General features: G+C 36.6%; 15 protein-coding genes and 1 other RNA gene. 11 read left to right on the top strand and 5 right to left on the bottom strand.

Annotated features, from left to right (window positions below; all coding sequences use genetic code 11):
- The first annotated feature begins 1 nt into the window (after window position 1).
- Together AAHB15_RS09680 and AAHB15_RS09675 are read left to right on the top strand one after the other, a co-directional pair.
- A complete protein-coding gene (locus AAHB15_RS09680; protein ID WP_335573805.1) occupies window positions 2-130 on the top strand; it encodes a hypothetical protein in 129 nt (42 codons plus the stop codon).
- Between the two features lie 106 nt (window positions 131-236).
- Window positions 237-782, top strand: a complete 546-nt coding sequence (locus AAHB15_RS09675; RefSeq protein ID WP_335573806.1) for a hypothetical protein — start codon at window positions 237-239, stop codon at window positions 780-782.
- A 33-nt stretch (window positions 783-815) separates the two neighbouring features.
- On the opposite strand, the gene AAHB15_RS09670 is transcribed toward AAHB15_RS09675, so the two are convergent.
- Entirely contained in the window at window positions 816-1,712 is an 897-nt protein-coding gene (locus AAHB15_RS09670; protein WP_335573807.1) for a TetR/AcrR family transcriptional regulator, read from the bottom strand.
- A 192-nt stretch (window positions 1,713-1,904) separates the two neighbouring features.
- On the opposite strand from AAHB15_RS09670, the gene AAHB15_RS09665 reads away from it, so the two are divergent.
- From AAHB15_RS09665 to AAHB15_RS09650, 4 genes are all read left to right on the top strand, one after another.
- A complete protein-coding gene (locus AAHB15_RS09665) occupies window positions 1,905-3,431 on the top strand; it encodes a DHA2 family efflux MFS transporter permease subunit (RefSeq protein ID WP_342042276.1) in 1,527 nt (508 codons plus the stop codon).
- 391 nt (window positions 3,432-3,822) lie between these two features.
- A complete protein-coding gene (locus AAHB15_RS09660) occupies window positions 3,823-4,998 on the top strand; it encodes a glucose-1-phosphate adenylyltransferase (RefSeq protein WP_335573809.1) in 1,176 nt (391 codons plus the stop codon).
- Between the two features lie 260 nt (window positions 4,999-5,258).
- The gene (locus AAHB15_RS09655; RefSeq protein WP_335573810.1) at window positions 5,259-5,858 is read left to right on the top strand and encodes a hypothetical protein; all 600 of its coding nucleotides are present in this window, start codon (window positions 5,259-5,261) and stop codon (window positions 5,856-5,858) included.
- Between the two features lie 191 nt (window positions 5,859-6,049).
- Window positions 6,050-7,633 carry a glucose PTS transporter subunit IIA gene (locus AAHB15_RS09650; RefSeq protein WP_342042275.1) on the top strand — a complete coding sequence of 528 codons (1,584 nt, stop codon included), beginning with the start codon at window positions 6,050-6,052 and terminating at the stop codon, window positions 7,631-7,633.
- Window positions 7,634-7,707: 74 nt separating this feature from the next.
- Here AAHB15_RS09650 and AAHB15_RS09645 read toward each other — a convergent pair whose 3' ends face one another.
- Window positions 7,708-8,094, bottom strand: a complete 387-nt coding sequence (locus AAHB15_RS09645; protein WP_335573812.1) for a GNAT family N-acetyltransferase — start codon at window positions 8,092-8,094, stop codon at window positions 7,708-7,710.
- Between the two features lie 313 nt (window positions 8,095-8,407).
- On the opposite strand from AAHB15_RS09645, the gene AAHB15_RS09640 reads away from it, so the two are divergent.
- Complete coding sequence (locus tag AAHB15_RS09640; protein ID WP_335573813.1) at window positions 8,408-8,698, top strand: hypothetical protein; 291 nt, start codon at window positions 8,408-8,410, stop codon at window positions 8,696-8,698.
- A gap of 109 nt (window positions 8,699-8,807) precedes the next feature.
- Here the strand turns inward: AAHB15_RS09640 and rnpB are convergent.
- Window positions 8,808-9,192: RNase P RNA component class B (gene rnpB / locus AAHB15_RS09635), an RNA gene on the bottom strand.
- Between the two features lie 228 nt (window positions 9,193-9,420).
- On the opposite strand from rnpB, the gene AAHB15_RS09630 reads away from it, so the two are divergent.
- The 3 genes from AAHB15_RS09630 to AAHB15_RS09620 all read left to right on the top strand — a co-directional run bounded on the left by AAHB15_RS09630 (window position 9,421) and on the right by AAHB15_RS09620 (window position 10,602).
- Entirely contained in the window at window positions 9,421-9,795 is a 375-nt protein-coding gene (locus AAHB15_RS09630; RefSeq protein ID WP_335573814.1) for a MerR family transcriptional regulator, read from the top strand.
- 18 nt (window positions 9,796-9,813) lie between these two features.
- Window positions 9,814-10,122 carry a thioredoxin family protein gene (locus tag AAHB15_RS09625; RefSeq protein WP_335573821.1) on the top strand — a complete coding sequence of 103 codons (309 nt, stop codon included), beginning with the start codon at window positions 9,814-9,816 and terminating at the stop codon, window positions 10,120-10,122.
- 345 nt (window positions 10,123-10,467) lie between these two features.
- On the top strand, window positions 10,468-10,602 hold the full coding sequence (locus tag AAHB15_RS09620) for a BA3454 family stress response protein (RefSeq protein ID WP_144561921.1): 135 nt from the start codon (window positions 10,468-10,470) through the stop codon (window positions 10,600-10,602).
- A 134-nt stretch (window positions 10,603-10,736) separates the two neighbouring features.
- Here AAHB15_RS09620 and AAHB15_RS09615 read toward each other — a convergent pair whose 3' ends face one another.
- Together AAHB15_RS09615 and AAHB15_RS09610 are read right to left on the bottom strand one after the other, a co-directional pair.
- On the bottom strand, window positions 10,737-11,027 hold the full coding sequence (locus AAHB15_RS09615; RefSeq protein WP_335573815.1) for a putative quinol monooxygenase: 291 nt from the start codon (window positions 11,025-11,027) through the stop codon (window positions 10,737-10,739).
- 196 nt (window positions 11,028-11,223) lie between these two features.
- Window positions 11,224-11,769, bottom strand: coding sequence for a 3D domain-containing protein (locus AAHB15_RS09610; RefSeq protein WP_335573816.1), 546 nt, complete (start codon window positions 11,767-11,769; stop codon window positions 11,224-11,226).
- 438 nt (window positions 11,770-12,207) lie between these two features.
- On the opposite strand from AAHB15_RS09610, the gene AAHB15_RS09605 reads away from it, so the two are divergent.
- Window positions 12,208-13,020: a formate/nitrite transporter family protein gene (locus tag AAHB15_RS09605; protein WP_335573817.1), complete on the top strand. Its 813-nt coding sequence runs from the start codon at window positions 12,208-12,210 to the stop codon at window positions 13,018-13,020.
- Window positions 13,021-13,133 lie beyond the last annotated feature (113 nt).

Below are 13,133 nucleotides of genomic sequence, written 5' to 3'. Positions count from 1 at the left end.
CATGGCGAAAAACAAAAAAAGCAAATTTTCAAAGAATAAAAAGGGTGCTCCAGAGGCTGATGTAGAATTTGCAGGAGAAAATGGCCTTGAAAAAATGGCGATAAAGTCACAACAAAATCATAATCAGTAAGCCGGATGGGACAGTATATCTGTCCCTCCATTTTAAAATCGTCAAAAGGCGGTCTTTTTAGTTTTTCCGATAAATGATTGCCTAAAATATAGTTGGAGTGCTGCTTATGATCGTCTATCACGGATCAATAAAAAAATTTGAACACTTTAATAAAGAAACAGTGGTCCAAAAATTGAGTAATGATATCGATACAATTGGATTTTGGTTTACTTCTGATATCCATTCGGCAAAACCATTTGCCATCGGAACGGAAACCGTTATCGATAAATCAGAAACGGAGTTTTGGGAGGATGGTGAACCAAAAATCGTGCAAAAAGAGAAGCCAGTCCGTGGATTTATCTATCGAGTTTTTATTGATGAACCTAATCTAAAGGAATACGAATCCTATGATTTATTTATGAGTGAACGTGACATCTATTGTGATTATCTAGCAACCAAAAAAAGAAATCCTACCTGGAAAGATCAAGTCATTCTATTAAATAAAGAAGAAGCCAATGCCAATCTTCGTAAAAAGTTAATCAAGCAGGGATACGAGGGGGTGGTAATCCGAAACACAAAGCTTCATGACAAGATTACAGATTTGTATTGCATCTTTTCGGAAAATGCCCCCTATATAGCCGACGTCATGCCAGTAGATGCATTGGAGCAATGAAAAAAGTGCGAAACCATTTCGCACTTTGGTTGTTTAAATATTTGATTTTACACTAAGAAAATCCTCAATTATTTCCTCAAGCTTTTGTAAATCCGGCTGCCAGACTTCTCCTGAAATTTCTCTTAATGTGGCAAGAGCACTTTTAATAAGGAATTTTCGCGGCGTCTTGGAATGGATGACTTCCTCCTGAATAAAGTCCAGTAACTCAAAATGTTCAAGTTGATCTGCGCCCTCATTCAGATGTTTTTTTAATGCGGAAACGATATGATATAGTTTTTTCTCAAACACTAGTCCAGTTTTATTACATTCAGGGAGCCATTTAGAAAGAATTTCTGGATCCAATAATTGATCCCCGCTTCTTTCCACTTCATCCACCATCTTTACCACTCGTTCCACGGTAAAACGGATAACATGCTTTAAACTGCTATCCATTTCATGTGCCAAAAAATGATAATGAATATTATGATGGAGCATTCCAGTGAACATGACTGTACAATCTAGTAGATATGGGTGTTTGCTTTTTTCAAAAATGTCTAAAAAGCGGTGATAAATCCAACTAAGATGCATAATTTGCATCCTTTTTAAAAATTGTTTTAAAGCTGGGTCATTGGAGACAAAGACCTCTTCAAACAGGGTTAACAGTTTATTCCTCTTATTAAAAGCCATGTGCAACTCAAGCTGTCTGATAAATACTTCAATATCAGCTGGATCTTGTCCAATTAAGAGATGATTTCGCTCCTGATCGATTTTCTTCCCCAATGAAGTAAAAATGGCAATCAGCAATTCATTTTTGGATGAAAAATAATTATAGAAGGTACCCTTAGAGATACCGCTGTATTCTAAAATATCAATAATCGAAGTGGCCTGAAAACCTTTTTCGACAAACAATTGATGGGCTTTCGCAATAACTTGCTGCTTTCTATCGTTCATTAAAATCACCTTTATTTTCTGATTAGACTGATAGTACAAAATTATTGTACCTCATTTTTGACTCCTAGACAAATATCGTTAAATTACTGATATATTTTAGTTGCAAAAAATGAACTAACGGTTTATGATATTGTTTATGCAGAATAATAGTACAAAAAAATGTACCATCAGTTTACACAAGGGGGAATACAAATGGAATCAACGATAACAAATAATCGCCCGCCCTATGGCATTATTGCCATTTTGATGATCGGTGCGTTTATTTCCATGTTAAATGAAACACTATTAAACGTCGCACTGCCCTCCATTATGAAGGATTTAGATGTAAATGCATCGACCGTTCAATGGCTGGCAACCGCGTATATGCTGGTAAACGGGGTTATGATCCCAGCAACTGCGTTTTTAATACAAAAATATTCAGTAAGAGGATTATTTTTGACAGCCATGGGTTTATTTACGGCAGGTACGATTATTGCCGGATTTGCTCATGTTTTTCCACTATTATTAGTGGCCAGGATGATTCAAGCATCAGGTTCCGCAATTATGATGCCACTTTTAATGAATGTTATGTTAACAAGCTTTCCGCCTGAAAAAAGGGGAGGTGCGATGGGTCTTTTTGGATTGGTATTCATTTTTGCCCCAGCCGTTGGACCAACTCTATCAGGTTATTTAATCGAACATAATAGCTGGAGAATTTTATTCCACCTCGTATCACCAATCGCGGCTGTTGTCCTATTGGTTTCCATTTTCATATTAAAAGATAAAAAAGCCAAAGTAGATATCCGTCTAGACCTATTATCATTGGTGTTATCAAGTATCGGATTTGGCGGATTGTTATATGGATTTAGTTCTGCAGGTGATAAAGGCTGGGATAGCCCTCAGGTGTACGTAACGATTATTGTGGGTGCAATCAGCTTGGTGTGGTTTGTACTTCGTCAAAACAAACTAGAGAAGCCGATGTTGAATTTTAAAGTTTATAGATATCCGATGTTTGCTTTATCCTCTGTCATTTCGATCGTTATTGCTATGGCAATGTTTTCAGCGATGCTGCTTTTACCGATTTATGTGCAAACGATTCTCGGTATCACACCATTAAAATCGGGTTTATTAATGCTTCCTGGTTCAATCTTAATGGGGATTATGAGCCCAATCACAGGGAAATTATTCGATAAATTCGGCGGCAGAGTTCTTGCTATAATTGGTTTATCGATTACGATCTTTACAAGCTATATGTTCAGTACATTAACATTAGATACAAGCTATACGGAATTAATGCTTATCTACTCAGCACGTATGTTTGGGATGTCAATGGTTATGATGCCAGTTATGACTAACGGATTAAATCAGCTTCCTGCACGGTACTATCCACATGGTACAGCGATGAACAACACGTTACAGCAGGTATCGGGTGCGATCGGTTCGGCTCTTTTAATAACCATTATGTCAAACCGTACGAAAACACATGCCACTGAACTGGCGGATTCTGCAATGAAGCATATAACAGGAAAACCGACTGCAGAAATGATCGCACAAATGAAGCAAGAAATTGCCATGAAGGCGATGTTAGAAGGGATTAACGATGCATTCCTAGTTTCCGTTGGGATTGCCCTTATTGCTTTAGTTCTTGCATTCTTTATTAAACGGGCAAAACAAGCAGAAGATCCAGAAGAGTCAAAGGCTGCACAACAAAAAGTGGTAAACAAACTTGCAGAAAATTAAACCGTAGAGGGTGCCCTATGTTTGGGGCATCCTTTTTTGTTACATAAAAAAATCAATAAATAGCAAACTAACATTGTGGTAAAGTTTACTAAACATGAAAAATCTCCTCAATGAATACAATCAAATTATGGTTGGGTTAATACATAATTGTTCAGTTTCTGAAAGGGCAGCTGATCTAGTACAATGCTGAAAGAACAATGATCTATCAAAACAACAGAATTCTTGAAAGCCTTTTCTGTATTATATTGGAAAAATAACGGTTAGAAAAACTAACCGAAAACTTGTTATTCAAAAATTTTGGATTATTATTTAATTATTAGGATGACAGATTTTGTAAATATCCTATTTACTCATATAATCTCCATAAACAAAAAACAACAAGGAGGAGACCATGACAAAAAAACAATGTATTGCCATGCTTTTAGCAGGCGGCAAAGGGACTAGATTAAAAGATCTAACCACATATACAGCAAAACCTGCTGTTCCATTCGGTGGAAAATATCGAATTATCGATTTTACATTAAGTAACTGTAGCAATTCTGGTATTAAAACAGTGGGTGTTTTAACACAGTATCAACCACACACTCTTCAAAATTACATTGGTGACGGAAAGTACTGGGACTTAGCTCGGAAAAATGGCGGCATCACGATCCTTCCTCCTTTTCAAAGTGAGACAGGGGATCGATGGTATGAGGGAACGGCTCATGCTATTTATCAAAACCTTCAATATATTGAGAGTCACAATCCAGAGAATGTTTTAATATTATCCGGGGATCATATTTATAAAATGGACTATAATAAAATGCTCGATCAGCACATAGAAACCAATGCTGATGTCACGATTTCCGTCATTAATGTTCCTTGGAGAGAGGCTAATCGTTTTGGCATTATGAACATAGATGCAGATTCCATGAGAGTACTAGATTTTGTAGAAAAGCCAAAACGGCCTAAATCTAATCTTGCTTCAATGGGGATCTACATTTTTAAATGGAAAATGTTAAAAAGATATTTAGAAATAGAGGAGAAAAGACCATTTTCATCTAAGGATTTTGGAAAAGATGTAATCCCTGCCATCATTAATGATAACCATCAGGTTTATGCTTTTCGCTTTAACGGTTATTGGAAGGATGTGGGTACCATTCAAAGCCTTTGGGAAGCAAATATGGATTTACTTTCTTATGAAACCAATCCTATTTTACAAAATGAAGAGTGGGGGATTTATACTCGCGAAACCTCCCAACAGCCTTTTTATTTGGACGGAAAAGCTGACCTTTCCCAATCATTAGTTTCTGAGGGCTGTAAGGTGTTTGGTAAAGTAGAAAATTCGGTTCTTTATAACGGAGTTACTGTAAGTAAAGGTGCGTTAATTAAAAATTCAGTCATTTTGCCAAATACGTTTATTGGCGAAAATGTTGTGATTAATCGATCCATCATTGGCAGTGATACGTTCATTTATTCTAATGTTCATGTGGGAAATACTAATCCATTCAGTGAAATTACTCTAATTGGAAACAACCAAATCATCAAGAAAAATAGGCCGAAGCAAATAAAAGGAAATGTAGTTTAAGTTAACATAAATTTATTATGTTAACTAGAAAAACTCACCCAAAAGGATGAGTTTTTATTTTTGACCATAATTAACATTGGATGGGTATGAAAGGAACTATAGCTATCCCTTAGTCGATCTTTTATGAAAAAACCATACATCAATTGCTAATTCAGGAATACATGTTAGAGATAGCTCCATTTTCATTTAATAGGAAGATAACGTTTAATGTAATCAATAATCAGAATCGGATCGTTATTTACCAGATTGAGGGGATGCTTATGCGATTTATAAAGTGGACTGTGAAAGTATTTAAAAAGAAACATGTGATTACAGTCGGACCGTATACCAAGAATATGAAGTTAGTCGTAGGAAGCCTGCTCGGTGCGATTGCGGCCATACTTCAATCAGCAGGATTGATGGGCGGGATTGGTTATGCGTTTAGCATTATGGCAACAGGGCCGATTGTCCTCTCGACGATCATTTCGATCCGAATCGGACTGTTAACCTATGCGGTCACTACCCTGTTATTAATCATTCTACAGCCTAGTGAAGTCTTGGTTTTTCTGTTTACCACCGGCTTTCTCGGCATCTCGCTTGGGATTGGATTTAAATTCTATAAAACGGGAACTGTGGTTTCGTTAATGGGAGGAACCTCCCTCACGGCCGGGATCCTTATTTTACTTTATCTGTTTCAATTCCCCGTATTAGGTCCTTTAGTCTCAAGCACGGTAAGTGGTAAAGTGGGATTAGGCGTTTTGCTTTTTGGTCTGTTTTATAGCTGGATCTGGATGAATCTATGCGTGGTTGGAATGAAGCATCTAAATAAGGTCATAGTGAGAAAGTTTTTAATTGAAAAAGATGAATCAAGCTGCAGGTGATGGAAAATCAATTTCCTTCACCTTTTTTATTTATTTCAAATTGAACCAATACAAGTAATCTATTTGCTGAATGATTTTTATGAGAAAAAGTAAAAATAAGATAGAAATCATAACTTGAAGTCTGCACAAAAAGATCTGCTTATTAAATTGGATGGACCGACAGCAAACTTCAACCAAGGGAGTACATAAAAATGAATGCTATGAATACGAGTGATTCTACGACAGAAAAAAAAGAAACCGTTATGAATAAAATTTTAGGAGCCATCAGCGGAAGTTTCGCGCCAATTCTTGGGGTACTTGCGGGATCCGGTTTAATTTCTGCATTAATATCGATTTTAACGACATTAGGATGGTTATCTCCAAAAAGCGGAACCTATGCTATCCTTGGTGCAGCAGGCCATGCTATTTTTTACTTCTTCCCAGTGTTTCTCGGGATTACATTAGCCTTAAAACTCGGAGCCAATGGCTATGTTGGTGGCGCTATTGGCGCTGCGCTTTTGGAACCGCATTTTACAGATTTAGTTGCCTCACATGCTCAAAATGTCCATTTTTTAGGAATTCCTGTTATACTAGCGAGTTATTCTTCAACCGTTTTTCCTATATTAATTGCGGTTTCCATTTATTCGGTATTAGATAAGTTTTTGAAAAAAGTGATTTATAAAGACTTACAGATGTTTGTTAATCCACTTATATCATTACTTGTTATCGTTCCTTTAACCGTAATTATTTTTGGTCCATTTGGTACATATGTTGGAGGGGCCTTAGCAGTTGTAATTAAATTATTAAGTTCAACAAGTGGAATGTTGACAGGAGCGGTGATGGGAGCTGCATGGTCATTTCTGACGATATTAGGTCTTCACTGGGCCATAATACCAATATTCATTGCAAATCTAGCGACTGGCGGTGATCCGCTTAGCCCGATGATCGCCGCAGCTCCTTTTGCTCAAATTGGGTTGGGCCTTGGGGTTTTCTTTAAAACCAGAGATAAAGAATTGAAAACACTCGCCGCATCTGGGCTTGTTCCTGGTGCATTAGCAGGAACAACTGAAATTATCACCTATGGTATCCTCGTCCGTTACAAACGAACAATGTTGATTGTGGCAATTGCAGGAGCTATAGGCGGGGCCATTAATGGTATGTTTGGGGTAAAAGGGACTGCATTTGCTCTCCCAAGTTTCTTGTCTATTCCTGTGTTTACACCAATTGGGCTATATTTAGTTGGTACTTTAACCGCTTTAGTTATTTCAATGGTACTTACACTTATTTTGGGATATGAGGGTAAGAGCGACGTAGCACCTGTAAAAACAGTCAAGGATGTAAATAGAGAAACTATATCAAGCCCCTTAAGTGGAGAAATTGTGCCATTAAGCAAAATTTCAGATCCTCTTTTTTCAACTGAAACGGTAGGAAAAGGAATCGCAATTGATCCAACAAAGGGGGAAGTGTTATCTCCTGTAGATGGAGTTGTGACTACCTTATTTCCAACCGAGCATGCGATTGGCATTACTTCAGAAGATGGAGCTGAAATCTTAATTATAGTTGGGGTTAACACCATCAAGCTGAAAGGGCAATTTTTCACTTCTCATATAAAACAATGGGATACAGTGAAGAAGGGTGACTTGCTGATTGAATTTGACATTGAAAACATTAAAGCCGCTGGCTATGATGTAAAAACACCTGTCGTCATTACTAATACTAATCAGTATATAGATGTTGTTCCAACCAGTGATGGAAATGTCCAAGCAAAAGATGAATTAATCAGGCTGGTTGTATAAGGAAAACGGTGAGAGAAAGTTCTCTCACCGTTTTCCTATTGCATATGTACCTTTTTATGTTTAGTATAAGAGGTTCATGCGAGTATTTCTGACAGTCTGCTTGGGAATGAATCATGTATGTCACATTTTACAAAAAAGGCTTTTGTATGTTCATCGGGAACAAAATGAGGATCTGGATAAAGTTCTTTTAGGGTCTTAATCATTTTTTTACCGATTCCTTTCCCGCGATGGGAGGGGTTTACGGAAATATGTAATATTTGCATCAGGTCCTTTTCAACAAATAAAACACCGACAAGACCAATAATACCTTCCTCTTCTTTCCACAAAAAAAGCTGCCGGTCTTGTTCTGTTTCATATTGTGTTATGGTCATCTGAAGCTTTTGGAGATCTTTTTCATTCGGCATAAAAGACAATAGTCCCATGGCAATTTTGTTAAACATTTTTTTGTAACGTGTCAACATAATTAAAATCCCTCTCTAAATAAATAGACTGATACTGCTAACCGCTAAAGTAATGCTTTGTAACTATGATTATTTGATTTTTTTATTATATAACAGAACTACATACAATGTAACATATATAAAAGCTAATAGTTTTACAATCTTATTAAAAATGGGTTGCAGGGGAATTAATTATCGATTCCGAAAAAATATATTTGGAATTTTTCGTACTAAATTGAATCTTTCTCGAAAGCCCGGCTGCTTTATTTTACACATTTTTTTAAAAAAATAGGGAAAAATAATAAAGATAAATCAAGCAGAATGGGTGATTCCAATGTCATTTATATACAATCTCTACAGCTCAAAAGAATTTGGATTTACAAAATCCTTTCATATTAAATGCGAGATTCCGCCTCATAAATTTCGTTTAATCATGTCGGAATTTCGGCAGAATGGAGAAGAGGACACGGAAGCCTTTGTTAAGTACATGAGTGAAAACTTTCCTGATTCATTCCAACTTTTTGAATATGACGATGTTTTACAATATGATGCTGACCAGGAAAACTCTGCTATCCTGGCAAATCTTTTAACAAACGGGAAGGACGACTTCCATGATCCGTTATAATATGGTTTCACAAAGGAATATGTATGTAAGGGGCAGGGATTAAGTATCTGACTAACGAATTATCCCGCCATATAGTGCCTCTATAAACAATTTAATCAGCATATGAAATGGCTGTAAGCCAGGTTCTGTACTTCCGTACTGCAAACGGCAGCTAGCCTTGTACAGGAAGTAGTAGTCATATAACTATCGACCAATGGTCAATTCATCCGTTAGGTTCATTTCCCGCAGGATGATGCCCCTACCTAATTTGGGTTGCTCGCTCGTGGGGTTTACCCGTTCCACCTTTTCCGTTTCCAGAAAAGCATCGTCACTGTGGCACTTTCAGGATACTCTCAGCATATCTCGAAGGACTTAGCATGATTTCACCGCCGTCAGCCGATTGTTGAATCGGCTGCCCACCCTTGCAGATGGCACGAACACTACAGGCATCTCAGCGCTGTGCGAGCCTGGACTTTCCTCAGCTCCTTAAAAAGGAACCGCGACTACTCACCATTTCATATTTAATTCGTTCAGAAGCGACACTACATACTATATCAGGATTAATACGTAAAATCTTTAGGAGGTTACTTCCAGTATTACCAATCATGCTATAATCAAAAGAAGGCAAATTTCTTTCCTATATTGTCCTCTTATTGTTAAATTTATGAAAAAACGTATTGACCCTCACATTAATGTGAGGGTTTATAATGTGCTTAATACATCACGAAGGGGGGGAAACCTCATTGAAAATTGGTGAGCTATCTAAATTAACTGGTGTGAGCATTCGGTCATTACGGTATTACGAAGAACAAGGAATTCTAAGCCCATTGCGATTGGAAAACGGCTATCGCGAATATCATGATTTAGCAGTTGAACAAGTCAATACAATTAAGTTTTATTTAAGTTTGGGACTATCGATTGAGCAACTCTCAGGCTTTTTGCATTGCGTTCTGAAAAAAAAGGAAGCGTTCTGTACGGAAGTACTCCCTATTTACAAAGAAAAACTGGAGGAACTGGATCAACAAATTGAATTACTGACAATGATACGCTCCAACCTAGTTGATCGGATAACAGCTATAAAAAACGAACAGATTCCCCCGTTTGGTGATGAAAAATAAAAGGAGGTTTTATCATTGATGAATGAATTAGACTTTCATACATTTGATAAATTTATAGAAAAAGGAATAACAATTGTTGAATTTGGGGCCCCAAGATGTGCTCCATGCCGTATACAGGAACCTATACTGAAGGAACTATCGGAAGAGTGGGCGGAAAACATTTTAATTGCTAAGGTGGATGCAGATAAAGAATTGGAGCTAACGGCAAAATATAGAATTCAGGGAATTCCCACTATGATTTTATTTAAAGACGGAAAAATAGTGGAGTCACTAAGAGGTCTCCATTATAAAGAAGAAATAAAATCAAGAATAGAAAGTGTTGTCTAAGAAACCATAAAAAAAGTAGTGTTATCATGTTGATAGCCACTACTTTTTTTATGGTTTTTTTAATAGGTATAAACCTGTCATTCTGCCAATCTAGCTGATAAAGATTCATTTACGAATATATTTCGACATTTTTCTTCGTTATTAGAATTGTAACAACGTACATAAGAGAATAAAATCTTAAAAAGTTTGTTGATTTTATTGCCTTTGCCAGCCAATACGGTTGATAGGGGAATATTAAATGTTTGTTAAGTTGAGAATTTGTCAAATCTTGACCTTTTTTTTAGCTTTAATGAGTTTCAGTTTATTTGTAAAATATAAAAAAGTTAAAAAAGGAGATAGAACAAAATGTACAAGTACACAATCTATGTAACTCATAAAGGTAAAGTTTATCAAACCAACGTAATAGCTCCTAAAAACCAAACAGAAGAAGAAGTTTATCGAATCGCAAAAGAACAAGTTCAAAAACAATGGGCAAATTAAATAAGGGAACCTAGATAGTTAAACCATAGTGAAAGTTACATTATATTCATTAAAAAACAACCCAAAATCTTAGGTTGGTTAGTACCTATAGTTTGGATTGTTCATTTTTTTATCCATCATGTGCAGCTTAGAGGTTATTCAATGGAAGTATATATTTCTCTTTCACGCTTTTCCAAGATCGGGATTATTTTTCCTTCAATGATATTTCTAAAGTGTGGTGTGTGTCGATGCGCCTCAAGGGCGGCTTCATCTACATATTGTTCATAAAGTAAGAAAAGATCCTTATTTTCTGTTGAGCGATTAGCGGTGTAGACAATACACCCTTTCTCATGTTCATACACCAAGGGTTTCATCTCTTGGAGATAAGCTTGAACCTGGTCACCATTACCTGGTTTACAATAATATTTCGCTACTAATACAATCATATTGGCTCCTCCTAAAAAATTTTAAAAAAGGTCATAACCTCTTTATTCCATATTAGTAATAACAAATAGATTAATTCAAGGTTTCTTTTTTAGATTCTTATTTAAGTTGAATTTGATTGATATTAGGCAAGAAAACCGAAAAGCTTAAAAAGCCGCACCATTTGGCCGCGGCTTTTAAGATGATTCGGTAAGTTGATTAGTTCAGAATTTGTATTTTTACGTTTTTTCTTCCCCATTGCAGAGCAGCTTTTTGAGAAGGGATAAAAACATCAATTTTATATCCTTTTATGGAGCCACCAGTATCACCCGCTATAGCATAACCGTAACCGGGAACATAGACCTTTGAACCTAATTTAATTACTTTCGGATCAACGGATATCACCTTTTGGTTTGGGTTTTTCTTCAAATTAATGCCGGTAGCTGTAATACCAGTAGAATTCTTAAAGTTTAACGTGTAAGCAGAGGCATTGACCGTGATTTCTTTTATTGCCTTCACAGGCTTAGCTGGATTTGCAGGGTTACCAGGATTTGCTGTTTTTAATATTTGATTTATTTTAATAAGATCGGATGAAAGATGGTTCCATTGCTTTAATTGATTGACAGTAATATGATAGGTCTTGGCAATTTTTGAAAGAGAATCGCCTTTTTTTACTGTATATGTATTAGATGCCGCAGAAGCACCGCTGCTAATTCCAAATAACAGCATAAGAGATGTTGAAATCGTTATCAGAGATTTTTTCACTTTTAAAACTCCTTTGTTCTACTATAATAAAATAATAACAGAGTAGTATTGCAATTCTGTTTCAAAAGTTTACTAATTTCGTGACAATGTGATAAACCAGCCAATATTATGGGCGGTTTTTCAAATGAAAATAGTAAAAAAAATTCATTAAATGTTCACAAATCTACTTATACGTGATAATATTAAAAAGGTTTATAGAGTATGGAGAGTTCATTGATGCTAGTTAATAAAAATTGACGGCGCATCCTGTTCTTTACGTAGTATATATGGCGGGAAAGATTGCTAGTATAAGAAAATGCTCAGCTATCAGCCCACTATAAAACGGTACATGCATTGGCATGGAAACCGATTTATGGTGGGCTTTTTTGCGTTTTTGAAGCAAGAGAACCGTCCCCATGCTTACGTGCTTCGAGAATTAACTAATGGGAGGAAAAGATTATGGCGTTTCATAGTTCCAGGCGTATTGTGGAGTTAGCAGTTGAGGCGGGTGTCAGAAAGGCATCAATGAAGCCTAGACATGCACTTATATTAGGATTTTTAGGCGGTGCCTTTATTTCACTTGGATTCCTATTAGATATTCGAGTAACGGCAAATTTGCCGGAGGAATGGGGTTCCTTCAGTTCGCTAATCGGAGCTGCGGTTTTCCCAATAGGACTAATCTTAATCGTAATTGCAGGTGGAGAATTGGTCACAGGAAATATGATGGCACTACCGATTGCCGTTCTAGCAAAGCGTGCTACACTAGGTCAATTAGTGAAAAATTGGCTCTTAGTATTAGTGAGTAATTTTATGGGAGCAATCTTCGTTGCCTACTTCTTTGGTCACATAGTAGGGTTAACGGAAACAGGTCCTTTCCTAAACAAAACCGTGGCAATCGCAGAAGAGAAAATAGACGAAACCTTTATTCAAAGCCTAATTTCCGCTGTTGGTTGCAACTGGCTCGTTTGCTTAGCTGTTTGGATGGCTTATGGTTCAAATGATATTGTTGGAAAAATGTTTGCCATTTGGGTTCCGATTATGGGGTTTGTAGCAATCGGCTTTCAGCAAGTTGTAGCTAACATGTTCGTAATCCCGGCAGCTATCTTCTCAGGGCACTTTACATGGGGAAATTATTTCACTAATTTCGTCCCAGTAGTATTGGGAAATGCTATTGGCGGCACGGTTTTTGTTGCCTTCATCTATTGGATGATTCATAAAGAATCTCTTCAAACACTAGCAATAGCAAAGCCAAGTATCAAAAAAGCTGGTTAACGACTAGTATTTGTACATTATGCATATTAATAGTTTTATAGAAAAAGAAAAAGAAGGACTAGTTACAGGTAAGGAAGAATACAGGATAGGACGTATATTGGTCATAAAGTGAT

This window comes from Bacillus sp. OTU2372, from assembly GCF_038440275.1.
GTDB classification, from domain to species: Bacteria; Bacillota; Bacilli; order Bacillales; family Cytobacillaceae; genus Neobacillus; species Neobacillus bataviensis_B.
The sequence above is the reverse complement of the archived record's forward strand: the minus strand, read 5'-3'. Positions and strand labels throughout refer to the sequence as shown.

Bases quoted from the DNA above. Each gene is read 5' to 3' on its own strand.
- AAHB15_RS09615 (WP_335573815.1), bottom strand. From the start codon at position 11,027: ATGATTGTATTAGTAGCGAAATATTATTGTAAACCAGGTAATGGTGAC.
- AAHB15_RS09625 (WP_335573821.1), top strand. From the start codon at position 9,814: ATGAATGAATTAGACTTTCATACATTTGATAAATTTATAGAAAAAGGA.
- AAHB15_RS09645 (WP_335573812.1), bottom strand. From the start codon at position 8,094: ATGTTGACACGTTACAAAAAAATGTTTAACAAAATTGCCATGGGACTA.
- AAHB15_RS09605 (WP_335573817.1), top strand. From the start codon at position 12,208: ATGGCGTTTCATAGTTCCAGGCGTATTGTGGAGTTAGCAGTTGAGGCG.
- AAHB15_RS09680 (WP_335573805.1), top strand. From the start codon at position 2: ATGGCGAAAAACAAAAAAAGCAAATTTTCAAAGAATAAAAAGGGTGCT.
- AAHB15_RS09620 (WP_144561921.1), top strand. From the start codon at position 10,468: ATGTACAAGTACACAATCTATGTAACTCATAAAGGTAAAGTTTATCAA.
- AAHB15_RS09660 (WP_335573809.1), top strand. From the start codon at position 3,823: ATGACAAAAAAACAATGTATTGCCATGCTTTTAGCAGGCGGCAAAGGG.
- AAHB15_RS09655 (WP_335573810.1), top strand. From the start codon at position 5,259: ATGCGATTTATAAAGTGGACTGTGAAAGTATTTAAAAAGAAACATGTG.
- AAHB15_RS09640 (WP_335573813.1), top strand. From the start codon at position 8,408: ATGTCATTTATATACAATCTCTACAGCTCAAAAGAATTTGGATTTACA.
- AAHB15_RS09650 (WP_342042275.1), top strand. From the start codon at position 6,050: ATGAATGCTATGAATACGAGTGATTCTACGACAGAAAAAAAAGAAACC.
- AAHB15_RS09675 (WP_335573806.1), top strand. From the start codon at position 237: ATGATCGTCTATCACGGATCAATAAAAAAATTTGAACACTTTAATAAA.
- AAHB15_RS09665 (WP_342042276.1), top strand. From the start codon at position 1,905: ATGGAATCAACGATAACAAATAATCGCCCGCCCTATGGCATTATTGCC.
- AAHB15_RS09670 (WP_335573807.1), bottom strand. From the start codon at position 1,712: ATGAACGATAGAAAGCAGCAAGTTATTGCGAAAGCCCATCAATTGTTT.